This is a genomic window from Bacillus sp. V5-8f (genome assembly GCF_002863565.1).
Lineage (GTDB): Bacteria > Bacillota > Bacilli > Bacillales > DSM-1321 > Peribacillus.
Genome location: NZ_PGUW01000023.1, coordinates 1 through 23,869, shown reverse-complemented (window position 1 = coordinate 23,869; position 23,869 = coordinate 1). Strand labels below are relative to the sequence as shown.

The window sequence follows — 23,869 nt, the reverse complement described above, 5'->3', positions numbered from 1 at the left end:
TATCATCGCGGGGTGGAGCAGTCTGGTAGCTCGTCGGGCTCATAACCCGAAGGTCGCAGGTTCAAATCCTGTCCCCGCAATCATCAAAAAGCGAAACCAAGTTTCGCTTTTTTTTATGCCTAAAAATTCGTTAATTGCGAGTATTTGTTTCTTTACATAAAAAAAGGTACACTAGCTATAAGCCAAAAATTCTTAGGGAAGTATCCTAGGATTTTTTTTAAATTGGTTTTTGTAAGGTATGTTAATCGAATATTAGATAAAGGTGAAGATGGTATGCAGCAGTTCGAATTCGTTTCGAATAACGAGGAAGACACGTTCAGATTTGCAAAAAATCTGGCTGGTAAGCTCCGTGCGGGAGATGTAATCGCTTTAGAAGGGGATTTAGGTGCTGGCAAAACGGCATTTACTAAAGGAATCGCCTGCGGACTTGGAGTAACAAGAAATGTTAATAGCCCTACGTTTACAATTATAAAAGAATATCAGGGGGATCTTCCTTTATACCACATGGATGTATACCGTGTGAGCGATACAGAGGAAGAGTTGGGCTTTGAGGAGTATTTTGAAGATGATGGGGTAACTGTCATTGAATGGGCCCATTTGATAAAAGACCAGCTTCCCGAAGACCTGTTGACCATTCATATTTTCCGTCTTGGTGATTCAAGCAGGCGCCTGGTACTTAAACCTTGCGGAGACAGATATGTTAGCTTATGTAAGGAGATTGTTTCATGACAGTATTAGCAATTGATACATCGAATTTTGCTTTAGGGATTGCTCTGGCCAGAGAGAACCAAGTTATTGGCGAATATATTACAAACATCAAGAAAAACCACTCGTTAAGGGTCATGCCTGCGATTGAAGCATTGTTAAAGGATTGCGAAATACAAACAAGTGATCTTGAAAAAATTGTGGTTGCCAAAGGGCCGGGGTCTTATACCGGAGTCCGGATTGGCGTTACCATTGCCAAGACGTTGGCCTGGACGCTTAACATACCTTTAGTGGGTGTATCAAGCTTGGAGATTCTTGCGGCAAATGGCCGTTATTTCAATGGAATTCTCTCTCCCTTATTTGACGCGCGGAGAGGCCAGATATATACGGGATTATATCGTTATAACGATAATCGCCTTGAAGCATTAAGAGAAGATACTAATATTTTAGCGACCGATTGGGCAGGTGAAATGCAGCAATATAATGAACCTGTTTTATTTATCGGAAATGACACGCCAATTCATAAAGAAGCCCTTGAAAGTATTTTAGGCGATACTGCTTTTTTTACACCGTCTGCTTTATATAACCCTAGACCGGGTGAACTTGCATTGTTAGGGATCGAGAAGGAAGGGGAAGATATCCATTCATTCGTACCAAACTATGTGCGGCTGGCAGAGGCAGAGGCAAAATGGTTAGGGCAGCAACGGGATTGATTGCATATCTTACATCAAAATATATAAAAAGGAAGAGACCGATTTCAATGAGTAAAACGATGACATTTCGGTTTATGAGAGAAGAGGACATCGATCAGATAATGATTGTAGAAAAGCAATCATTTACTTTGCCTTGGAGCAAGGAAGCTTTTTATAATGAGCTTTATCATAATCAGTTTGCCAGGTATATTGTGTTAGAAGATGACGGTAGGATTGCAGGGTATTGTGGGGCATGGATTGTAATGGATGAATCCCACATCACAAATATTGCCGTCCTGCCGGAATATAGAGGAAGAAAATTGGGTGAAGCCTTGCTGTTGAAGATGATAGAGCTATCCAAAAGCATGGGTGTTACGAGAATTACACTCGAGGTTCGGGTCAGCAATCTTGTGGCTCAATCACTTTATAAGAAACTTGGTTTTCAAAAAGGCGGAATCCGTAAAAATTATTACACGGATAATCAAGAAGATGCTTATGTAATGTGGGTGAATATATAGTGAAAAAAGATCAGATCATTTTAGGAATTGAAACTAGCTGTGATGAGACGGCGGCAGCAGTCATTAAAAACGGGAAAGAGATCTTGAGTAATGTAGTAGCTTCTCAGATCGAAAGCCATAAGCGTTTTGGCGGCGTGGTGCCTGAAATAGCTTCAAGACATCATGTGGAGCAGATGACAATTGTCTTGGAGGAAGCTCTGAATCAGGCAGGTATCACATACAGCGATATTGATGCGATTGCCGTTACCGAAGGCCCTGGCCTGGTCGGGGCCCTTTTAATTGGGGTAAATGCAGCAAAGGCCATTGCCTTCGCTCATAACATACCGCTGGTTGGTGTTCATCATATAGCAGGGCATATTTATGCAAATAGGCTTGTGACTGAACTGACATTCCCCGCTTTATCTCTTGTGGTATCAGGAGGGCATACTGAATTGGTACTCCTTAGGGAGCATGGAGACTTTGCCGTAATCGGTGAAACAAGGGATGATGCGGCAGGAGAGGCATATGATAAGGTAGCACGCACATTAAATCTTCCATACCCAGGTGGACCGCACATCGACCGGCTTGCCCACGAAGGGAATCCTAGCTTGAAGCTTCCTCGTGCGTGGCTTGAAGGCTCATATGATTTTAGCTTTAGTGGGTTGAAATCGGCTGTTATCAATACACTGCACAACGCTAATCAGCGAGGTGAGACAATTAAGCCTGCAGATCTTGCGGCAAGCTTCCAGGAAAGCGTGATTGAAGTGCTTGTGACTAAAACGCTGCAGGCTGCAAAAGCATATGAAGTGAAGCAAGTCTTGTTAGCGGGCGGGGTTGCAGCTAACAAAGGCCTGCGTGCGGCACTTACCGATGCTTTTGCGTCCTTTCCTGAAATTGAATTAGTTATTCCGCCTCTGTATTTATGTACGGATAATGCTGCAATGATTGCTGCTGCAGGAAGTGTCCTCTATGAAAAAGGAAAAAGATCAAACCTTGCTTTAAATGGAAATCCCGGTCTTGATATTGAACAACCAATGTTTTAAGTCTGTTCAGCGGAACAGGCTTTTTATTTTTAGTTTACCTTCCTGATTACATACCCTATGTGGATAAATAGATTGAAAAACAGAACTACCTGTGAATAAAGGGGTGTTTTTGTGGATAAGTAGGATAAAAAATGTGGATAATGTGGAAAAGTCATTATATTACTGTGGAATAAGTGTTCATATTGGTAATAATCTAGTTGATAACCTGTTGATAACTATATAATAAAACGGAGCGATAAGGCTCCGTTTTATTTTCAAACCATTTCCTCAAGTTCGGCCCATTCTTCCATTAACAGATCAAGTGTGGTTTGAGCTTTATCCAATTTTTCCTGTATTTCTTGGACTTTTTCGTGATCCTGAAAAACTTCGGGACGACAAAGTTCATCATTATATTCTTTGATTTCACTCTCCAGTTTTTCCATCCCTAGCTCGACTTCCTCTAACCTCCGTTTACGCTGTCGTTCCAGTTTTTTTGCTTCTTTATCTATTTTATAATTTGTTTTCTCATCAGCTTTTGTTATTTTGACAATATTTCCAGACTGTTCAAGCTCCTTGATTTCAGCCTGTTCCTGCTTTTTTTGAATGTAATAGTCATAATCTCCAAGGAATTCCTCATTGCCATTGTTTGAAAGCTCCATTACTTTTGTGGCAATCCGGTTGATGAAATACCGGTCATGGGAAACAAAGAGAATTGTTCCCGGATAGTCGATAAGTGCATTTTCGAGAACCATTTTGCTGTCAAGATCCAAATGGTTTGTTGGCTCGTCCATTATTAACAGGTTGCCTTTTTCCATCATGATTTTGGCGAGCGCAAGACGTGCCTTTTCTCCACCGCTTAAAGTAGAAACGGTCTTTAGGACATCATCGCCTGAAAACAGGAAATTACCAAGTATGGTACGGATCTCTTTTTCCGGTCTTAGCGGATGTTCGTCCCACAATTCATTAAGTACCCGCTTGTTTGATACTAGTTCAGCCTGTTCCTGATCGTAATAGCTTACTTGGACATTTGTCCCGAAACGAAATGCCCCTGCTATAGCAGGAAGCCTTCCAATAAGTGTTTTAAGCAGTGTCGATTTTCCGACACCGTTTGGACCGACCAGGGCAATGCTTTCACCTTTTGTTATTCTCATTGAAATATTTTCCGAAACTGTGTCCTTCTCATAGCCGATGGCCAAGTGATCAATGTTAAGTACTTCATTTCCGCTTTGTCGTTCGATTTCAAATGAGAAGCTGGCGGATTTTTCATCTCCCTGGGGCTTGTCCAGGACTTCCATTTTTTCCAATTGCTTTCGACGGCTCTGTGCCCGTTTTGTCGTAGAAGCCCTCGTAATATTTTTCTGGACAAAATCTCGTAGTTTTTCAATTTCTTCTTGTTGTTTTTCAAATTGTTTCAGGTCCCGTTCATAATCTTCCGCTTTTTTCACCAAGTAACTACTAAAGTTCCCATGGTATTTCCTGATGGCATTTCGTGAGATTTCATACACCTGATTCACTACTTTATCTAAAAAATAGCGGTCATGTGATACAATCAGCACAGCACCTTGATACCCTTGAAGATATTGTTCAAGCCAGGACAAGGTTTCAATGTCTAAATGGTTGGTCGGTTCATCAAGTATCAGGATATCAGGTTTCTTTAGCAGAAGTTTGCCAAGGGCAAGTCTCGTTTTTTGGCCGCCGCTTAAACTTGAAATTGGGGTTGAGACATCATAGTCAGCAAATTGAAGGCCGTGAAGGACAGAGCGGATATCTGCCTCGTATTGGTAGCCTCCTTCATCTTTGTAGGAAAACTGGAGCTCATCGTACTCCTTCAGTACCTTTTGATAGGAAGCTTCGTTTTGGAATATTTCAGGAACTGCCATCTTTTCCTCTAGTCTTCTAAGTTCTTTTTCCTTTCGCAGAAGACCGGAAAAAACCGTCAACATCTCATCCCAAATCGATAGATTAGATTCGAGTCCTGTATCCTGCGCAAGGTAGCCAATTGTCACACCCTTTGGGCGGATCAATTCACCATTGTCAAACGACATTTGACCGGCGATGATTTTGAGAAGGGTAGACTTCCCAGCGCCATTGCGGCCAACTAATGCAATTCTATCTCTATTTTGAACTTCAAGCTTAATATTGGATAAAATAAGCTCAGCACCATAATATTTGGATAATTGATTGATTTGTAATAAAATCATAGTTTTCACCTCTAATGCAATATTATTAGTGTAACTCATACGGGCATATATCGCCAACAGGGCGTTTATGTGAAAAAGTCAACAAACCTGAACACAAAAAACGGAAAATAGTGTATTATCAATTTGAGAGGTGTTTATTTTGGCTGAATTTACTCATTTTAACGAGCAGGGCAGAGCAAAGATGGTCGATGTAAGTGAAAAGCCAGAGACCGTACGCACTGCCACCGCGCAATCAAGTATATTATTGAATGATGAAATTTACGAAAGTATTGCTGCCAATACCATGAAAAAAGGTGATGTCCTTGCCGTGGCACAGGTTGCGGGCATTATGGCAAGCAAAAGTACTTCCACCATAATCCCAATGTGCCATCCCATTCCACTTTCAGGGGTTAATATCTCCTTCCAATGGGGAAAAGAGGAAAGCGGCCACCGGTTAATCATTACCGTGACAGCGAAGACAAAAGGGAGTACAGGTGTAGAAATGGAAGCGCTAACAGCAGCGTCTGTAACCGCGCTCACTGTATACGACATGTGCAAGGCTGTTGATAAGGGAATGGTCATTGGCCCAACTTATTTAGTAGAGAAAACAGGCGGAGTGTCAAGCCCCGACTATAAGAGGCAGATCAATAAAATAGAATGACGGTCCCTCTGAGGACAGACGGAAGAAAGCGGGGGAACACAATGAACCAAGAAACAATTAGGATTCCGCAAGCCACGGCAAAGAGGCTGCCATTATACTATCGTTTTTTGAAAAATCTCCATTCATCAGGTAAACAAAGAGTTTCTTCCGCGGAGCTTAGTGAAGCAGTAAAAGTTGACTCTGCTACAATCAGGCGGGATTTCTCCTATTTTGGAGCCCTCGGGAAAAAAGGGTACGGCTACAATGTAAATTATCTATTGTCCTTTTTCAGGAAAACGCTGGACCAGGATGAGTTGACAGAAGTAGCTTTGATTGGCGTTGGGAATCTCGGAACCGCATTTTTAAATTATAATTTTTTAAAAAACAATAATACGAAAATTGAAATGGCTTTTGATGTTGACGAAAATAAAGTGGGTACAAAAATTGGTGATGTGCCTGTATACCACATGGATGAGATTGAACTAAGGCTACAGGAACAAAATGTAGCCGTTGCTATATTGACTGTACCGGCACAGGTAGCGCAGCAGATTACGGACAGATTAGTTGAGTCAAATATTAAAGGGATCCTGAATTTTACGCCAGCCAGGTTAAATGTGCCTTCCTCCATCAGGATCCACCATATTGACCTTGCTGTTGAGCTTCAATCATTGGTATATTTTTTAAAACATTACCCAGTATCGCAGGAAGAGGAGACTGTTTCTACCGAAAACTAAAGAAAACGCTGCCTTCCTTAGGCAGCGTTTTTGTTTACTTCTTGTTCTTTTGAATGGATTTTACTTTAAAATGAAGCATGATCATGCGAATCCCTGAGCCAAAATCGAGCGTGGCGAGAAGTATGAAGATATAGGAGAAAAATCCCCAGCCGTGTTCAGAAACATTTTGAATGGCAAAGATGGTAAATAGAACACCTAAACCAAAATAGAGTAATCCTGATGTTAATGGTGAGCGTCTCATAGTAAACCTCCGATGAAGGCCATTGCATTTTCCATTTCCCTTAGCATCTTATCGATATCTTCCCGATAAACCGACTGAAAGATAACAACCAAAGTGTTCATGGCCACATGGGCAAAAATGGGGACTAGGATCCGTTTTGTCTTGACATATAAAAAAGCAAAGGTAAATCCCATTGCAGAATACAAGAGGATATGGACCAGTTCGAAATGCGCGAGGCCAAAAATGACTGAGCTTATGAAAGCCGATATAAAGAAATTAAATCGTTTATATAAGGACCCAAATATTATTTTTCTGAAAATAATTTCCTCAAGAATTGGCCCCATGACAGAACTCACAAAAATGACTAACGGAACCTGTTCAATGAGTGAAAGGATTTGCTGGGTATTTTCAGATCCGGGTTTAATGCCAAGCATTTGTTCAATCGCACCTGCAATTGACTGGGAAAAAAGGGCAAGAAACACACCAGCAACCGCCCAGCCGACAGAAGCGGGAATAGAAGCCTGGCTCCTCGTGGCATTTTCCCCGATATCTTTCCGCATGAAATATAAAACAAACAGGAGGGCTGCTGAAAAACTGATGACAATCCAATAAGCCCCTGACTTTATGGCAACCTCGTCAGCAGGGTATCCAAGGTTCAATCCGATCATAGATAAGACGGGCACCCCGACAATGCTTGATAATTGCATCGCAATATAGGTGATGATGACAAACCAATACTCTCTCTTCAACTAATATTTCTCCTTTAGTGTCTGGTGGTTGCGCCTACGTTATTTATTTTATACGAAATCCATATGTTCATGATGGATGCTGGATCATTAAATTTTAGAAAAACATGGTTGCCAATATAAAATTTTGGTGATAATAAATAGGTCCTAACCTAAAGAGTATCAAATTTTGATTCATAACTCCAATGTAAGCATCGCATCGATATCGAGATTTCATTCTTTTTGTCAATTAGGAAATTAATGAGATTTTTTTTCTTTTCCTGCTTGCAAAAAAGGCATGATTTATTTAATATAATAATTGATGTTAGCACTCAAGGTTGTAGAGTGCTAACAAAATTGTAGAACAAATTTTCAAAGAAATCCGAGGAGGTTGTTTCACTTGTTAAAACCATTAGGTGATCGCGTGGTAATTGAACTGGTTGAATCAGAAGAAAAGACAGCTAGCGGTATCGTATTGCCAGATACTGCAAAAGAAAAGCCGCAAGAAGGTAAAGTAGTAGCTGTTGGAACAGGCCGTGTGCTTGAAAACGGCGAACGTGTTGCTCTTGAGGTTTCACAAGGCGATAAAATCATCTTCTCAAAATATGCAGGCACTGAAGTGAAATATGAAGGAACAGAATACTTAATTTTACGTGAAAGCGACATCTTAGCAGTTATCGGATAATCGCAAAACATACTTAACTGATTCTAAAAAATCCTGGGAGGTATTCATAAATGGCTAAAGATATTAAATTTAGTGAAGACGCTCGCCGTTCCATGCTTCGCGGTGTGGACGCACTTGCGAATGCAGTAAAAGTAACTCTTGGACCAAAAGGACGCAACGTGGTTCTTGAAAAGAAATTCGGGTCTCCGCTTATTACAAATGACGGTGTAACAATCGCAAAAGAGATCGAATTAGAAGACGCTTTCGAAAACATGGGAGCAAAGCTAGTAGCTGAAGTAGCAAGCAAGACAAATGATGTTGCCGGTGACGGTACAACTACAGCTACAGTTCTTGCCCAAGCAATGATCCGCGAAGGACTTAAGAACGTAACAGCAGGCGCTAACCCAATGGGAATTCGTAAAGGGATCGAGAAAGCGGTAAAAGCTGCTATCGAAGAACTAAAAGCAATTTCCAAGCCAATCGAAGGCAAAGCTTCTATTGCGCAGGTTGCAGCTATTTCTTCAGCTGATGAAGAAGTGGGCCAATTAATCGCTGAAGCTATGGAGCGCGTTGGAAACGACGGTGTTATCACAATCGAAGAATCAAAAGGCTTCACTACTGAGCTTGATGTAGTAGAAGGTATGCAATTCGACCGCGGATATGCATCTCCATACATGGTGACAGATTCAGATAAAATGGAAGCTGTCTTAGAAAACCCATATATTTTGATCACTGACAAGAAAATTTCAAGCATCCAGGAAATCCTTCCTGTTCTGGAACAAGTCGTTCAACAGGGCAAGCCACTATTGTTGATTGCTGAAGATGTTGAAGGTGAAGCGTTGGCAACTCTTGTTGTTAACAAGCTTCGTGGTACATTTAACGCAGTAGCTGTAAAAGCTCCTGGTTTTGGTGACCGCCGTAAAGCTATGCTGGAAGACATCGCTGCACTAACAGGCGGTGAAGTAATCACTGAAGAAGTAGGTCTTGACCTTAAATCTGCTACTGTAGAATCTTTAGGACGCGCTTCAAAAGTTGTTGTATCTAAAGAAAACACTACAATCGTAGAAGGCGCTGGCGAAACTGCGGCAATCCAGGCTCGTGTCAACCAAATCCGCGTTCAATTGGAAGAAACTACTTCTGAATTCGATCGTGAAAAATTACAAGAGCGTCTTGCTAAGTTAGCTGGCGGTGTTGCGGTCATCAAAGTTGGTGCTGCTACTGAAACAGAATTGAAAGAACGCAAGCTTCGCATTGAGGATGCTTTAAACTCTACACGTGCAGCTGTTGAAGAAGGAATCGTTGCGGGTGGTGGTACTGCCCTTCTTAACGTGTACAACAAAGTTTCTGAGCTTCAAGCAGAAGGCGACGAAGCAACAGGTGTAAACATCGTATTGCGTGCCATCGAAGAGCCTGTACGCCAAATCGCTCACAACGCTGGCCTTGAAGGTTCTGTAATCGTAGAACGCTTAAAGCGCGAAGCAGTTGGCACTGGCTTCAACGCAGCTACTGGCGAATGGGTAAACATGATCGAAGCTGGTATCGTGGACCCAACAAAAGTAACTCGTTCCGCTCTACAAAACGCTGGATCTGTAGCGGCTATGTTCTTAACTACAGAAGCAGTTGTGGCTGATAAACCAGAAGAAAACGCTGGTGCTGGAATGCCTGACATGGGCGGCATGGGCGGTATGGGCGGCATGATGTGATGACCACTCAGACCCTTGATATATAAGGGTTCATGTGTAATTTGCTAACAAAATGCTAACATTAGGTAAATAAAAGAGGCTTCTCGTTATTTGAAAAAAATAATTGAGAAGCCTTTTTCATTTTTTACTGATGATAGAGCTGATGCATATTAATAATAATCCCTTAATGATCTACAATCTACTCCATGATTATTTCTTATTGCTACTTCTGGTTAAAAATTAAATCGGTAATGGCTAATCTACTTACCACTTCTGCTTAGTCGGTCTTTGATTGCAGCCATTGATATGTACCTCATTTGTTGATTTTCAATAAGATCACTTTCCCTAAATGGAAAAGACTTGGAGTACTCTTTTATTACGTAGTAGACTCATACTATGAAAGTAAATTAAAGGGTTGTGCCATGATGAATTGAATTTCGATGTGGCTTTTTTTGTTCTTTCGTAGGTGAATTCACAATACAAAACACAAGCCTACAATAAAATTTATCCCATACTTGTGAATGGTATGTTCAAGTGCAAAAACACACATGAAAATTATCCAAATGTTGTCATAATAATAGAAAATGTATACGAATTTTTTAACGCAATTCGTACGCGAAAAGCAGTGTTTTTACTGTTTTGTACCCCAGAATTGAACTACTTACTTTTTCCTTTATGAGCTTTTTTGAACAAGTTTGTACAAGTGTTGATAGGATTTGGATTCTTCTAGCATACCGAGTTCACGATATACTTTTATTAACCACTTGATGGGTTTAGAGCTGGAAGGATTCATCTCGATGTCCCATAGAAAGCAGTCGACGGCTTGAGGCAGTTGGTCTAGCTGGTAATATAATTGTCCCAAATAGAACTGTTGGTCAGGCTCTTCTTGGATGTGATACATGGTTTTAATGGTGTGAAAAGAGGCTAAGGATAGATGGAGAAGAGGCTTTAGCCAGTTATATACATAGTTAATATTGTTTTTTTCAAAGAGTTTTGGAATAAGGATTAGCATCAGCTGTTCTAATTGCTCCTTGTCTGTATGAACTAAATTATTAGTGTTAATGAGTTCAAACGGGATGGAATAAGATGGACCTAGTTGATGGAGGGCTTTTAGGAATAAATCCATTTGAGCCTTTGATAACGGCTCTTTATGTTGTGCGAGTACTGTGAAAATTCCCTGGTATTGCTTTGATATCCATAAAATGGAAAGGTATTGTACTTGCACGATTGCTTTGTTTTCTGTTGAGATGGTTTCCTTGTAAAGGCTTTGTAGGATCGAGAGGGATTCTTGTTCTGAATAATAGGTAGATAATAATTCAATAAATTCATGAAAAAGCTCACTGAACTGCTGTGTTTCTTTCGTTAATCTATCGAAATATAAGGCGAGACATTCCTGTTCTCTTGATTCTGAACGTAATTTTTTCTGAAGTAGATGAAAAAAAGGAGCACTTTCTTTATTTGAATACAACTCGTTTTCGGCATAAATGGAGTCATATTTAAGCAAAGTTACTGGATCAGATTGATAATGGAGTGAGTATTTATGATAGTCAAGATGACTAATTAAAGAACGAGCCCATTCATTAGTAGGATATTTTTCTACTACTAGTCGGAGAATGCTATAGGCATTAAGAAAATCTCCATCTCTACGGAATTGTAAACAAATATCCTTCACAATGGAAATGAGTTTTTCTTTTTTTATATAACAATCAAAAGCGGTTAAAATGTATGCTGCTTCAACTTTAGGGTAGGTTTTATTTATTTTTTTCCAGGTTACGTTTAATGTTGGGGATTGTTGCAAGGGATGCTTGGATGTAAAGCAATCAAGAAGAGGATGAGGAGAAGGAATGTATACACCTTGTGTTAATATTTTAGCAAGTGTTGAGTTTCGTTTTATTTTTGTTGTCTTTTTTTCGGTAAGAAATTGATTTTTGTAATAAAATGCATAATAACATCCGTCATTCTTGTAAGCCTCTATCACTTGAAATCCTTGGAAAAAGTAGAGACCCTCAATGGTGAATGTGATATTTGGGTTAGTATCTTCAATAGACATAACACGTTCGTTTTTCAATTTCATCATCCCTTCACGATTCTTATTCTAATTGTACCACTAATTAACTCGAATCAAAAATGAGTAAATTGAGTAGGCATGTCCCGTGTGTATATAAGAAGTATATGCAAGCCTAATTCGTCGATAAAAAAGGTGGATTAGTCTTTTGCATTTAAAACCATTGCCAATTACTATAGTGAACCCGTTAATAACAAATGGTAGAAAATTAGAGTGTGACTGCTGGTATAAAACGCGGCAGATTCGGTACCATATCTGCATTCAGAATAGTAAATTGCTAACATTTTGCTAACGCAATCCAATGAAAAACGGTAAATTCCCGTTAAAGATGTAACAGTAAGATTTTAGGAAAACCTTTATATTCCGCACTTTACGCATACAGAGTGAAAGATATTACACACTCTCACCTTAGGGGAGGCATGATGTAATTTAACCACTTATCTTTGAGAAATGGTTAAGTACATTTTCGACCTAAACGAGACTGATCACAAGAATTTATTCTAAGAAAAGACTACTTCCTGAAAACAAGGAGGAAGTCTTTTCTGATTTTAAAAGTGCTTTTGAAGATTTCTTGGATATTTGCTTGATCATATATTCCGTTATGTATAACATGAAAAAACAACACAAATATTAATTTAGAAAGCTGGATTAGGAAAGTTTACCCTGCTTGACAATATACCCATATGGGTATATGATTACTCTATCATAAGATTTGGTGGTGGATATGTTAATTTCAGTATTTTTTTTGACTGTCGCCATTCTAGGTACCAGCATCTATAACCGCTATGTCCCTGTTCAGAATGTCCGTTGTAATGACACCGGTTTTCATGAACCTGACACAACGATTTTGGATATAAGGGATTATAATAACAAAGCCAATGATATAAAGCGCGAATCCTTAAATATACCTTATGCCTATCTACGGCGTTTTAATAGTGAGATTACACCGGGTAAGATACATGTAATAGCTTCTAATAGATTAGAGTTGAATTTGGGGATTCGATTTTTGAAAAGAAAAGGTTTTAATGTAACCAGTTATGAAATATCAAACGGTCCTGGTAACGAGAAAGGTGGGATAGACCATGGAGTATGATAAAAATGTGATAAATCGTTTGAAACGGATTGAAGGCCAATTAAAAGGTGTTTTAGGAATGATGGAACAAGGAAAAGACTGTAGGGATATTGTGACACAACTGTCGGCTGCGCGTAATGCGATTGACCGTACAATAGGTGTCATTGTAAGTGAGAACTTGGAACAATGTGTTCGGGAAAATGTCGAACGAGGCGAAAGCACAGATCATCTCGTAAAACAAGCTGTTGAATTGTTGATCAAAAGCAGATAAAAATAGAGGTTGACACCTCTTTTTATTTTTAATAATATATACCCATAGGGGTAATAGTATAACCATCCGAGCCTCTTTTATTTTTAATTATATAAATACCAGTAGGGGTAGGGGTAGTGGTATAAAATATATACCTCTTTTTATTTTTAGTTTTTAAAATACCCATGGGGGTACAGGTGCAAAGGGATTTAGAAGAGAAATAACAATGGAATCCGATAAAGTATTAGATGCAAAGGGTTTGGCCTATCTTATGCCATCATAAAAACAAAAAAAGCGATCAATGAATTGCAATTAGGTCAGGTGTTGGAAGTTCATGCAATAGATAAAGGAGCGAAAGCAGACTTAACAGCATGGGCTAAGTCTACTGGCAACGAAATATTAAACCATGAGGAATAAATTAACGTTTTAAAGTTTTGGATCAAAAAGGGTTAATTTTTTAAAAACAGAGATAACTATAGGGGGATATAACAATGACAGAACAAAAGAAAAAAACAACGATTATTCTTTTTAGTGGCGACTATGATAAAGCAATGGCTGCTTACATCATTGCTAATGGTGCAGCAGCTTACGATCATGAAGTAACTATCTTTCATACATTTTGGGGCTTAAATGCTTTAAGAAAGGATGAGCCGTTAACTTTAAATAAAGGCTTCCTTGAAAAGATGTTTGCAAAAATGATGCCACGCGGCGCTGACAAAATGGGTTTATCAAAAATGAACTTTGCTGGAATGGGACCTAAGATGATCAAGCAGGTGATCAAGAGGCATAATGCTATGACATTGCCACAATTAATCGAGATGGCGCAAGAACAGGAAGTAAAGCTAATTGCATGTACAATGACAATGGATCTTCTAGGACTTCAGCAAGAGGAGTTATTGGATGGGATTGAATATGCTGGAGTGGCAGCTTATTTAGGGGAAGCCGAGAATGGGAATGTAAACTTATTTATCTAAATGTAAGGGAGAAGGAAGTGACAGTAAATGAAACAGATCACTGCTAAAGAAGTTGAAGAGTTAATAAATGAAGGAAAAACACTCAATATTATTGACGTACGAGAAGTTGACGAAGTGGCACAAGGGAAAATCCCCAATGCCATTCACATTCCGTTAGGGCTTCTTGAATTTAAACTTCAGGATTTGGATAAGCCAAAGGAATATATCATGGTTTGCCGATCAGGAGGAAGAAGTGGAAGGGCTACCCAGTTCCTTGAGGGACAAGGTTTTAAAGTTATTAATATGACTGGCGGAATGCTTGCTTGGGAAGGAAAAACAGAATAAAAAATTTTTGGACGATAAATACCTGTTGGGGTATATTCTGAAGGGGGATTTCTTATGGAAATTATTAAATCAAATGTTACATTAGATGCAAAAGGCTTAGCTTGCCCGATGCCGATTGTAAAAACGAAAAAGGCAATGACCCAGTTAGAGGCAGGCCAAGTATTGGAGGTTCAAGCTACTGATAAAGGTTCAAAACCTGACATCAAAGCATGGGCTGAGAGTACAGGCCATCAATATTTAGGTACTATTGAAGAGGGAGAAGTTTTAAAGCACTACCTAAGAAAGGCTTCAGGTGAAGAAACAGCGGAAACAAAGCATCCTCACATTATCAGCAATGATGATCTTCAATCAAAATTAGCGTCCAATGAGGAAATCGTCATTCTGGATGTAAGGGAAGAGGCAGAGTATGTGTTTAACCATATTCCAAACTCTATTTCTATTCCATTAGGAAAATTAGAAAGCCGGCTTAATGAGTTAAATAAAGAGGATCAAATATTTGTTGTATGCCGTACAGGCAGCCGCAGTGATTTAGCAGCGCAAAAATTAACGGCAAATGGCTTTACTAAAGTGTCCAATGTAGTACCGGGCATGAGTAAGTGGTCAGGGGATACTGTTAGCCTCAACCTTTAGTTTTATTCAAGGTGGATCATTTTGTAATCCAATCCCTCTGTATTCACAAAAAGATGGGATGTCGCGTTAACATTTTTCTTTAATTAAATTTTTTTACCAATAAATATACTGGAGGGGGTATTGTATATGACATTGAATATTATGACGGCTAAAGATGTTACACAACGAGTATTCAATAAGAAGGAATTGTTCATTTTGGATGTGCGAAATAAAGATGCTTTTAAAGATTGGAAAATCGAAGGACAAAATTTCCAGTACCTGAACATTCCCTATTTTGATTTGCTGGACGGAGTAGAAGAAATTTTGAATCAAATACCAACCGATAAAGAAATATTAGTCGTATGTGCGAAAGAAGGCTCATCGATCATGGTCGCTGAAATGTTATCGGAAGCAAACCGTGATGTTTCATACCTGAAAGGCGGAATGAAAGCATGGAGTGAATATTTAGAACCTGTTAAGGTTGGGGATCTAAAAGGTGATGGTGAAATATACCAATTTGTCCGCATTGGGAAAGGCTGTTTATCTTATATGGTTGTTTCTAATGGTGAGGCAGCAATCATTGATTCAACCCGTATGACGGAAGTCTACACAGAGTTTGCAGAAAGCATCGGGGCAAAAATCACAAATGTATTTGATACACACCTTCATGCTGATCACATTTCAGGCGGGAGAACCATTGCGGAAAAGATGAATGCCACTTATTGGCTTCCTCCGAAAGATGCAACAGAGGTAACATTCGATTACCAGCCATTAGAAGACGAAAACAGTGTAACCATTGGGAATACAACGATTAATATTGAAGCCATCTACTCACCGGGTCACACCATCGGTTCCACTTCCTTTTTAGTGGATGAAAAGTATTTGCTTTCAGGGGATATCCTGTTCATCGATTCAATTGGAAGACCGGATTTGGCAGGACTTGCTGAAGATTGGGTGGGGGACTTAAGAGAGACTCTATATAAGCGTTATAGAGAACTTTCAGAAGAACTGATTGTGCTTCCGGCTCACTTCATGATCATCGAGGAATTGAACGATGACGGCAGTGTTGCAAAGAAATTAAGAACACTATTCGCGGAAAATCATGGCTTGAACATTGCTGATGAAGCAGAGTTCAGAAGTATGGTTACCGGCAACCTGCCTCCGCAGCCAAACGCATATCAGGAAATCCGTGAAACCAATATGGGTAAGACCACACCTGATGAAGAGCAGCAACGCGAGATGGAAATCGGACCAAATCGTTGTGCGGTTCGATAAATAAAAATAACGTAAATAATTAATAAGAAATAGGAGAGATGAAAAGATGAATTCAGATAAAGTATTAGACGCAAAGGGCCTTGCTTGCCCAATGCCAATTGTTAAGACTAAGAAAGCGATCAATGAACTGCAATCTGGCCAAGTTTTAGAAGTACATGCGACAGATAAGGGGGCAAAGGCTGACTTGGCCGCATGGTCAAACTCTGGTGGGCATGAGCTATTGCAATCAACAGAAGAAAATGGCGTGTTAAAATTCTGGATTAAAAAAGGTTAAGACATAAAGGAAAGGGGAACCAAATCTGGTTCCCTTTTGGCAAGGGAGGGACCACAGATGGACATAACATTTATTATTACCATCTTTTTAATCGGATTCATAGGCTCCTATATATCAGGGATGCTTGGAATCGGCGGATCCATCATTAAATATCCGATGCTTTTGTATATTCCACCCTTATTCGGCTTAGCAGCATTTAGTGCACATGAAGTTTCGGGTATTAGTGCTGTTCAAGTTTTTTTCGCTACGATTGGTGGAGTTTGGGCCTATCGGAAAGGAGGCTATCTCAATAAGTCGCTGATTGGCTACATGGGAATCAGTATCTTAGCAGGTAGTTTCATTGGAGGATATGGTTCCAAGTTAATGTCCGAAGAGGGCATAAACATTATATATGGCGTATTGGCATTGATAGCTGCTATTATGATGTTTATTCGAAAGAAGGGAATCGATGATATTCCTCTTGACCAAGTAAGGTTTAACAAGTGGCTGGCTGCATCTTTATCACTGATTGTTGGGATCGGCAGTGGGATTGTCGGGGCGGCAGGAGCGTTTATATTGGTTCCAATTATGCTGGTTGTCTTAAAGATACCGACAAGGATGACGATTGCTTCCTCATTAGCCATAACCTTTATTTCCTCCATCGGTGCAACGGTTGGTAAAATTACAACCGGGCAAGTTGATTATTATCCTGCCCTGATCATGGTTATCGCGAGCCTAATCGCATCCCCTTTTGGTGCAATGGCGGGGAAAAAGATAAATACAAAAATTCTTCAGATTATATTAGCTGTGTTAATAACAGCAACTGCAGTTAAAATCTGGTTAGATATTTTATAATGCTTTAAAGGTCTATGTAGCATTTATAAAGAGAAAAATCTCTTTTTAATGTTACATAGACCTTTCTATTTTTTGAGGCTATTAAAATTAACAAAGTGATAGATAGGTAAACTTATATAAATTTCTATAAAAACAAAAGGACGCTAATTTATCTATCTGATATATACAAGACTTTCAAGGTGGATTTTTATCATTAATAAACAGAAGATATAGAACTAATGCGACGTTTACGACCCTTTCTTATTATAATTCCATACTTAAATATCTCTCCCCAGTATCCGGAGCGATACAAAGAACCCTTTTACCGGTCCCGAAACGTTTAGCCAGTTCAATGGCTGCATACACTGCCGCTCCTGCTGATGGGCCTACAAAAATTCCTTCCTCTCGTGCCAACTTTTTAAACATTTCAATTGCTTCTTCATCTGCTATCTGGAAAATCTCATTATAAAGTTCGGTGTTTAATATATTCGGTACAAAACCCGGACTAGTTCCTACTAATTTATGTGGACCCGGTCTACCACCGGAAAGTACTGGTGATCCTTTGGGTTCAACTACAGCGATATAAAGGTCCGGCAGCAGTTCTTTTAATTTCTCCCCTGTACCCGTAATCGTTCCCCCTGTACCAGCGGTAGCTACAAATCCATCTAAACGACCATCCATTTGGTCAAAAATTTCTAGAGCTGTAGTACCTCGGTGAACATCAGGATTTGCTTTATTTTCGAACTGTTGAGGGATAAAGCTTCCTGGAATTTCATTTTTCAGCTCTAACGCTTTTTCGATAGCACCGGGCATTTTCTTTTCGCTGGGAGTTAATACAACTTCCGCTCCATAGGCTTTTAAAATATTAATGCGCTCTTTTGTCATATTATCGGGCATGACCAAAATGGCTCTATATCCTTTAGCAGCTGCAGTCATCGCCAAGCCGATTCCTGTATTCCCGCTCGTAGGCTCAATAATGGTATCCCCTGGTTTAATTATACCTTTTTCTTCCGCTGTCTGAATCATATTATAAGCTGCTCGGTCTTTTACACTGCGGGATGGATTAAACATTTCAAGCTTTACATAAACTTCGGCAGCGCCTTCCGGAACGATCTTGTGTAGCCGGACTACAGGTGTATCTCCAATTAAATCCGTGATATTATTTACAACTCTCATTAACGACAACCCCCACAAAATAAGTAAATTCGACAATCGACATCCTTATATATTACCAAAGGGTACAGCTATATAAAAATAGCTAAGGTGATAATTAAATATTAAATGTTCATAAACGATAATCTTCCAGAGGAATATCAGAAGATTACCTTAATTCATTGAATAGTTGTTGACAAAAACCGACGTATTCATCATTATAAATAAGAAAACTAATAGACCTACTTGGATTTAAAATTGAGGTGACAGCATGTACTTGACGATAGATGGTATCGAGAAGAGTTTTATTAATGAGAGAAAAGAACAAGTCAAAGTTCTTGAAAACATTAACCTGAATGTTGAGAAGGGGAGTTTTGTATCAATTGTTGGCCCTTCAGGTTGTGGTAAATCAACACTGCTTTACCTAATAGCCGGCTTAGATAAAGCGGATCAAGGCGAGATTCGGGTTGCTGGCAATTTGGTGACAAAACCAGGCCCTGAACGGGTAGTAGTGTTTCAAGAGGCGGGTCTGTTTCCATGGCTGACCGTATTGGAAAATGTAACATACGGGCTGCTGCTAAAAAAAATGCCGAAGGAACAGGCAAACCAAAAAGCGCTGGAAGTCTTAAAAATGGTTCACCTTAGCCGGTACGTCGATTCTTACCCTCACCAGCTTTCAGGGGGAATGAAACAAAGGGTTTCTATTGCAAGAGCGTTAGTAATGGAACCTGATATTCTTTTAATGGATGAGCCATTCTCTGCACTTGATGAGCAGACAAGAATGGTCCTTCACAAAGAACTTCTCGAAATCTGGAGAAAAACAAAAGTAACGATCTTTTTTGTCACTCACAATATCAGGGAAGCGGTGCTTCTTTCCGAACAAGTTGTCGTATTTGCAACCCGGCCAGGCAAGATCAAAGAAACCATCACAGTTCCTACGATGAAGGATGGAGTGATGCCTGACGGCGTGACGTTACATACGGAACAAAAAATATTATCAATCTTGCAGGAGGAAATAGAGAAGGTACTGAAGGAGGAGATTGGTGATGACTACAGCTTTAAGACGAATCATCTTCATCGCGGCGATAGCGGCGATATGGGAAGTCACATCTAAATTATCCGGCCTTCCGGAATTTATGTTCCCAAGTCTCACCCAAGTGTTTGAAACGCTTGTGAATGGATTAATCAGCGGACAAATCACTGCAGCCATCGGTAAAAGCCTTGGCCGTATCCTGCTTGGATTTATGATTGCCATCATTGTTGGATTGATCTTGGGCTACTTTATTTGGCGTTTTAAAATTGTCGAAGATACGTTGGGATTCGTTGTTACAGCTCTTCAATCGATACCAAGTATCGTATGGTTTCCGTTAGCGATTATTTGGTTTGGGTTGAACGATATTTCCATCTTGTTCATTGTGACAATCGGGGCGACCTGGACAATGACTGTGAACGCAACAAGTGGATTTAAGAATGTTCCACAGCTGTACCAACGTGTTGCAAAGACGTATGGTTCAAGCGGTTTCCATTTTCTCCGTACTGTTATCTTACCCGCATCTGTACCGCAAATTATTTCAGGCCTTAGAATTGCGTGGGCATTTTCCTGGCGTGCGCTGATGGCCGGGGAACTTCTTGGCGGAGGGGGCGGGCTCGGACAGCTCCTTGAAATGGGACGCTCGCTTGGACAAATGGATCTGGTCATTTCAGTAATGATCATAATTGCCATTATTGGTACAATCGTAGACAATGTTGTTTTTTCGAGGTTGGAAAGAAATGTTGAAGTAAAATGGGGATTAAGAGGACGATAGAAATTTAAATTAAAGCCATAATAAGGAGAGAAAATCATGAAGAAATATATGTCTTTTCTGCTAGTATTCATATTATTAGCAGGTGTGTTGAGCGCATGTGGACAATCGGGAAACAATGAAGCTGGCGGTTCTAATGATAAGACTGTAACAATTGGTTATTTTCCAAATCTAACTCATATAGCAACAATTGTAGCTCTAGAGAAGGGTTTCTTTAAAGAATCTTTTGGCAAGGATATTACGATCAAAACGAAGACTGTGACAAATGGCGGTTTGTTTATGGAAGCTATGTCTACAAAGGCTATTGATGTTGGTACTGTAGGACCGGGACCTCTTCTTAACTTTTACGTTAAAAACAAGGAATACCGTCTGATCTCCGGAGCTGTTAACGGTGGGGCGGTTCTTGTGGCAAGAGAAGATAGCAAGATTGATAGTCTAGAAGATTTAGACGGTAAAAAAGTAGCGATTCCGGTCATTGGTAGTACCCAGGACGTGATGTTAAGAAAAGCACTTCAAGAAGTTAACTTGAAAGCGAAAACGAATGGTGGTACAGTCGATTTGTATGCCGCTGCTCCGGCGGACACAGCGTCACTTTTTGTCCAGAAGTCTGTGGACGCAGCTGCAACCCAGGAACCATGGGGGTATGTCTTAGAAAATCAGGCAAAAGGGAAACTACTGCTTGATTGGGATAAGTTCGCATGGGGGAAAGAATCAACAAATACAGTAGTAGCTGCAAGAAAAGACTTCGTGGAAAATAAGGATTTTGCAAAGGCTTATTTGACTGCTCACAAGAAGGCTGTGGAATTCATACAGAACAACCCTGAAGAAAGCCAGGAAATCGTAATTAAGCACCTTAAAGATTTAACAGGAAAAGAGTTAAATAAAGACGAAGTTAAAGCCGCTTTCTCACGTCTTACTGTAACAACCGATGTAAATGAAAAAGTTATTCAGGAAATGGCCGATATCAGCAAGGAAGCGGGTTATGTTCCGAGCAATGATATTAAAGGTATGGTGGACCTGAAATTGCTTGAGGAAGTAAAATAAAGATTTGAGTGACATGAAAAGGTTTTGGGCTTTTAAAAAGCTCAAAACCTTTTTTATGTGATAAAATTCCTGTAATGTTTAAAAGGTTAGAATATATTTTAATTAATTGTCTTTGAGTCAAGATTACTAGGAAACCCAAACTGAAAGGAATGACACTGAATGAAATCAACAATTAAATGGACAGGGAACATGGCTTTTTCCGGTATAACTCCATCCGGCCATGAAATTAAGATGGATGCTGCCCCAGAGGTAGGAGGACAAAATAGTGGGGCAAGACCGACAGAGCTATTATTATATTCTCTTGCCGGCTGTACCGGTATTGATATTGTACTTATTTTGAAGAAAATGCGCTTTGAACCAACTTTCTTTCAGATGGAAATAGAGGGCTTACGGGCTAATGAAGACCCAAAGCGGTTTACTGATTTTCATATTCATTATGCTTTGGAAGGAAACTTACCTGAAGACAAAGTTGTGCGCGCGATAAAATTATCCAAAGATAAGTATTGCTCGGTGTCTCATTCATTAAATGCAAACATTGTAGCAAGCTATTCTATAAATGGTGTTGAAAGTAGCAAAAATATTTAAGCTGGTCGATTTGTTGTTAGTGTTAGTCAAGAATTGCTTTGTACAGTAAAGAAAAGGAATTTGTAACATAGGGATTCTGTCTAAAGAAGAATGCAATAACTTCATGTGAAGGGCAAAATGGCTAGCCTAAAAATAAAGTTAGATAGACAAGCTCCAAATCGGCATTACTTACACTAGGATAGACATGGGCGATATGACTCTTGAAAATGACTCTAAAAGCCTTCATATTGAGTGAGGAGGTGCGATATGCGACACGATATACAGCCGAATGAACGAGCTTTCTCTTCCAAGGAGGTTGCAGAAGAAGTAGGAATTGCAACACCCACTGTTCGAAAGTATGGCCAAATCCTTGAGCGGAATGGCTATGAGTTTTTGAAAGATGGCGACCGGCGGATATTTGTTCAATCTGACATTAGAGCCCTTATAGCATTACGCGATACGGACAAGCCACTAGACGATACAGCTAAAGACCTTGTAGATGAACAAAAAGAAAGATTAAGAGGGTCCAAAGAAACGGATATAGCGGTAACCGATACATACGAAAATTCACCCGAAGATCCCCATCAACTAAAAGAGGCCTTAAGGTATTTAGTCAACGAACTGGCAGCCGCGCGTGAAATGAATGTTCAATTGGTAAACGATATGTCACAGCTTAAAACAAAGGTTGCCCGTCTGCAGCAAGACCACCATATTATTAGTTCGACTATTGGGAACTCAGCACAAAGAACGAATGCAAAAATTGAAAAATTAACGGAACAACAAAAAAACCATTATGAATCATTGCTGGAACAAGAACAACAAAGAAGTGAACTCTTTCAAAAAGAATTACAAAATATGCGGGATGAACAGAAAAAAGAATGGAATTTACAAAATGATTTTAATAAACGTTTAGAAGAAGCCATACAAAAACCTAAAGTTAAATGGGGAGCGCTTTTCTCGATATTCCGGAAATAAGGTTTGCTCGGTCAGGAAAACAAATGAAACATCTAGTGTATTCTTTGATATCGAAGTTTATAGCGTTACGCGATATAGACAGAACCCCAAGGCATATCTATTTATATACGTATATGATAAAAACGGATAAGCACGAACCCACTAAACAGATAGCGGTGACCAATTCGCAGGGTGAAATGTGTCAAAAACAAAATGTTTAAATGAGCTATTAATGGAGTTTACATCTGATATAAATTCCTATACTAAAAACAGATATGTTTAGCCTTAAGTCCCCAGCTCTGTTAGTTTTGTTGTTCGTATCGCTGGACGATATAATAAGGAACCATATCTAAAGATACATTGTGATCGGTCGTTTGGAAGTACATCCAAATCAAGCAGATCTTCTACTGAAGAGTGGAAGGATAAGTGAGAGACCATTGTTACCTATGGTCACACTTAGAGCTAAATAATTTCCGTCAGCTAGGTATCGAAAAATAAGCAGAAAATTCAAATGCGATTTAAAATCACCGTATTTCAATTTTCAACAATTTCCCGAGAAATACTACAAAGTATAATTAGATTTCGACAAATTTAGAAGCTTATTACTCCTGATTTGTTTTTACAGAATAAGAAATAAACATACTATACTACGTTACAAAACAAGCTTCCCGAAAGTTCGGCCAGCTTATGGGAAGCGTCCTTCAAATTCCTCAATCAATCATTTAACTCTTATTAACCCTTATTGAAATATAATGCGATATATTTATGCTGAGATACAAAAAAAGTAGAAATTTTAAAAAAAGAAATGTAAAAGTTACTTATTGATGGAACTGGATATGAGGGAGCAATATATATATCACCAATACAACCATTATTGCAAATCCATTGACATTCCTTTGCAAAAAGCCTCTTCCTAAGGGGGTGAACTGCCCCGTA

The 23,869-nt window shown here is 39.5% G+C and carries 27 protein-coding genes, 1 tRNA gene and 1 pseudogene; 23 read left to right on the top strand and 6 right to left on the bottom strand.

Annotation, left to right across the window (positions count from 1 at the left end; genetic code table 11):
• Positions 1–6 precede the first annotated feature (6 nt).
• The 5 genes from CUU64_RS18890 (at position 7) to tsaD (ending at position 2,937) form a co-directional block, all read left to right on the top strand.
• Positions 7–80: transfer RNA gene (locus CUU64_RS18890), tRNA-Met, on the top strand.
• A gap of 193 nt (positions 81–273) precedes the next feature.
• Positions 274–729, top strand: a complete 456-nt coding sequence (tsaE, locus tag CUU64_RS18885) for a tRNA (adenosine(37)-N6)-threonylcarbamoyltransferase complex ATPase subunit type 1 TsaE (RefSeq protein WP_101635225.1) — start codon at positions 274–276, stop codon at positions 727–729.
• Positions 726–1,418: a tRNA (adenosine(37)-N6)-threonylcarbamoyltransferase complex dimerization subunit type 1 TsaB gene (gene tsaB, locus CUU64_RS18880; RefSeq protein WP_101635224.1), complete on the top strand. Its 693-nt coding sequence runs from the start codon at positions 726–728 to the stop codon at positions 1,416–1,418. Before tsaE ends, tsaB begins: the two co-directional genes overlap by 4 nt.
• A 47-nt stretch (positions 1,419–1,465) precedes the next feature.
• Positions 1,466–1,915 carry a ribosomal protein S18-alanine N-acetyltransferase gene (gene rimI / locus CUU64_RS18875; protein WP_101635227.1) on the top strand — a complete coding sequence of 150 codons (450 nt, stop codon included), beginning with the start codon at positions 1,466–1,468 and terminating at the stop codon, positions 1,913–1,915.
• Positions 1,915–2,937, top strand: a complete 1,023-nt coding sequence (gene tsaD, locus CUU64_RS18870) for a tRNA (adenosine(37)-N6)-threonylcarbamoyltransferase complex transferase subunit TsaD (protein WP_101635223.1) — start codon at positions 1,915–1,917, stop codon at positions 2,935–2,937. Before rimI ends, tsaD begins: the two co-directional genes overlap by 1 nt.
• 254 nt (positions 2,938–3,191) lie before the next feature.
• Here tsaD and CUU64_RS18865 read toward each other — a convergent pair whose 3' ends face one another.
• The gene (locus CUU64_RS18865) at positions 3,192–5,117 is read right to left on the bottom strand and encodes an ABC-F family ATP-binding cassette domain-containing protein (protein WP_101635222.1); all 1,926 of its coding nucleotides are present in this window, start codon (positions 5,115–5,117) and stop codon (positions 3,192–3,194) included.
• Positions 5,118–5,256: 139 nt separating this feature from the next.
• Here CUU64_RS18865 and moaC point away from each other — a divergent pair, with 139 nt between their 5' ends.
• Complete coding sequence (gene moaC / locus CUU64_RS18860) at positions 5,257–5,757, top strand: cyclic pyranopterin monophosphate synthase MoaC (RefSeq protein WP_101635221.1); 501 nt, start codon at positions 5,257–5,259, stop codon at positions 5,755–5,757.
• 41 nt (positions 5,758–5,798) lie between these two features.
• Positions 5,799–6,470 (top strand): redox-sensing transcriptional repressor Rex, encoded by a 672-nt coding sequence (locus tag CUU64_RS18855; protein WP_101635226.1) that lies wholly within the window; start codon positions 5,799–5,801, stop codon positions 6,468–6,470.
• 34 nt (positions 6,471–6,504) lie between these two features.
• Here the strand turns inward: CUU64_RS18855 and CUU64_RS18850 are convergent, their stop codons facing one another.
• Positions 6,505–6,711, bottom strand: coding sequence for a YdiK family protein (locus tag CUU64_RS18850; RefSeq protein WP_101635220.1), 207 nt, complete (start codon positions 6,709–6,711; stop codon positions 6,505–6,507).
• A complete protein-coding gene (locus CUU64_RS18845) occupies positions 6,708–7,439 on the bottom strand; it encodes a CPBP family intramembrane glutamic endopeptidase (RefSeq protein WP_101635219.1) in 732 nt (243 codons plus the stop codon). Before CUU64_RS18845 ends, CUU64_RS18850 begins: the two co-directional genes overlap by 4 nt.
• A 376-nt stretch (positions 7,440–7,815) precedes the next feature.
• Between CUU64_RS18845 and groES the strand changes: the two genes are divergently transcribed.
• Both groES and groL read left to right on the top strand, forming a co-directional pair.
• A complete protein-coding gene (gene groES / locus CUU64_RS18840) occupies positions 7,816–8,100 on the top strand; it encodes a co-chaperone GroES (protein ID WP_101635218.1) in 285 nt (94 codons plus the stop codon).
• A 50-nt stretch (positions 8,101–8,150) separates the two neighbouring features.
• Complete coding sequence (gene groL, locus CUU64_RS18835; protein ID WP_101635217.1) at positions 8,151–9,782, top strand: chaperonin GroEL; 1,632 nt, start codon at positions 8,151–8,153, stop codon at positions 9,780–9,782.
• Positions 9,783–10,434: 652 nt separating this feature from the next.
• On the opposite strand, the gene CUU64_RS18830 is transcribed toward groL, so the two are convergent.
• Positions 10,435–11,829, bottom strand: coding sequence for a hypothetical protein (locus CUU64_RS18830; RefSeq protein ID WP_142383660.1), 1,395 nt, complete (start codon positions 11,827–11,829; stop codon positions 10,435–10,437).
• A gap of 721 nt (positions 11,830–12,550) precedes the next feature.
• Between CUU64_RS18830 and CUU64_RS18825 the strand changes: the two genes are divergently transcribed.
• The 9 genes and pseudogenes from CUU64_RS18825 (at position 12,551) to CUU64_RS18785 (ending at position 17,438) form a co-directional block, all read left to right on the top strand.
• On the top strand, positions 12,551–12,919 hold the full coding sequence (locus CUU64_RS18825) for a sulfurtransferase (protein WP_101635215.1): 369 nt from the start codon (positions 12,551–12,553) through the stop codon (positions 12,917–12,919).
• Positions 12,909–13,169 (top strand): metal-sensitive transcriptional regulator, encoded by a 261-nt coding sequence (locus CUU64_RS18820; RefSeq protein ID WP_101635214.1) that lies wholly within the window; start codon positions 12,909–12,911, stop codon positions 13,167–13,169. Before CUU64_RS18825 ends, CUU64_RS18820 begins: the two co-directional genes overlap by 11 nt.
• Before the next feature lie 205 nt (positions 13,170–13,374).
• Positions 13,375–13,565: pseudogene (locus tag CUU64_RS18815) on the top strand (sulfurtransferase TusA family protein).
• A gap of 74 nt (positions 13,566–13,639) precedes the next feature.
• A complete protein-coding gene (locus CUU64_RS18810) occupies positions 13,640–14,122 on the top strand; it encodes a DsrE/DsrF/DrsH-like family protein (RefSeq protein ID WP_101635213.1) in 483 nt (160 codons plus the stop codon).
• 27 nt (positions 14,123–14,149) lie between these two features.
• Positions 14,150–14,446: a rhodanese-like domain-containing protein gene (locus CUU64_RS18805; protein WP_101635212.1), complete on the top strand. Its 297-nt coding sequence runs from the start codon at positions 14,150–14,152 to the stop codon at positions 14,444–14,446.
• A gap of 54 nt (positions 14,447–14,500) precedes the next feature.
• Positions 14,501–15,076: a sulfurtransferase TusA family protein gene (locus tag CUU64_RS18800; RefSeq protein ID WP_101635211.1), complete on the top strand. Its 576-nt coding sequence runs from the start codon at positions 14,501–14,503 to the stop codon at positions 15,074–15,076.
• Between the two features lie 126 nt (positions 15,077–15,202).
• Complete coding sequence (locus tag CUU64_RS18795; RefSeq protein ID WP_101635210.1) at positions 15,203–16,330, top strand: MBL fold metallo-hydrolase; 1,128 nt, start codon at positions 15,203–15,205, stop codon at positions 16,328–16,330.
• A 46-nt stretch (positions 16,331–16,376) separates the two neighbouring features.
• Positions 16,377–16,604, top strand: a complete 228-nt coding sequence (locus CUU64_RS18790) for a sulfurtransferase TusA family protein (RefSeq protein WP_101635209.1) — start codon at positions 16,377–16,379, stop codon at positions 16,602–16,604.
• 57 nt (positions 16,605–16,661) lie between these two features.
• Entirely contained in the window at positions 16,662–17,438 is a 777-nt protein-coding gene (locus CUU64_RS18785) for a sulfite exporter TauE/SafE family protein (protein WP_101635208.1), read from the top strand.
• A 243-nt stretch (positions 17,439–17,681) separates the two neighbouring features.
• Here the strand turns inward: CUU64_RS18785 and cysK are convergent, their stop codons facing one another.
• A complete protein-coding gene (gene cysK / locus CUU64_RS18780) occupies positions 17,682–18,593 on the bottom strand; it encodes a cysteine synthase A (RefSeq protein ID WP_101635207.1) in 912 nt (303 codons plus the stop codon).
• Positions 18,594–18,840: 247 nt separating this feature from the next.
• Here cysK and CUU64_RS18775 point away from each other — a divergent pair, with 247 nt between their 5' ends.
• The 5 genes from CUU64_RS18775 to CUU64_RS18755 all read left to right on the top strand — a co-directional run bounded on the left by CUU64_RS18775 (position 18,841) and on the right by CUU64_RS18755 (position 22,954).
• A complete protein-coding gene (locus tag CUU64_RS18775; protein ID WP_101635206.1) occupies positions 18,841–19,683 on the top strand; it encodes an ABC transporter ATP-binding protein in 843 nt (280 codons plus the stop codon).
• Positions 19,616–20,374, top strand: coding sequence for an ABC transporter permease (locus CUU64_RS18770; RefSeq protein WP_101635205.1), 759 nt, complete (start codon positions 19,616–19,618; stop codon positions 20,372–20,374). Before CUU64_RS18775 ends, CUU64_RS18770 begins: the two co-directional genes overlap by 68 nt.
• A gap of 36 nt (positions 20,375–20,410) precedes the next feature.
• The gene (locus tag CUU64_RS18765) at positions 20,411–21,415 is read left to right on the top strand and encodes an aliphatic sulfonate ABC transporter substrate-binding protein (RefSeq protein ID WP_374702739.1); all 1,005 of its coding nucleotides are present in this window, start codon (positions 20,411–20,413) and stop codon (positions 21,413–21,415) included.
• 159 nt (positions 21,416–21,574) lie between these two features.
• The gene (locus tag CUU64_RS18760) at positions 21,575–22,000 is read left to right on the top strand and encodes an OsmC family protein (protein WP_101635203.1); all 426 of its coding nucleotides are present in this window, start codon (positions 21,575–21,577) and stop codon (positions 21,998–22,000) included.
• A gap of 246 nt (positions 22,001–22,246) precedes the next feature.
• Positions 22,247–22,954, top strand: a complete 708-nt coding sequence (locus tag CUU64_RS18755) for a hypothetical protein (protein ID WP_101635202.1) — start codon at positions 22,247–22,249, stop codon at positions 22,952–22,954.
• A 711-nt stretch (positions 22,955–23,665) separates the two neighbouring features.
• On the opposite strand, the gene CUU64_RS22380 is transcribed toward CUU64_RS18755, so the two are convergent.
• Positions 23,666–23,869, bottom strand: a 204-nt coding sequence (locus CUU64_RS22380; RefSeq protein WP_219621885.1) for a hypothetical protein, incomplete at its 5' end; no start/stop codon positions are given.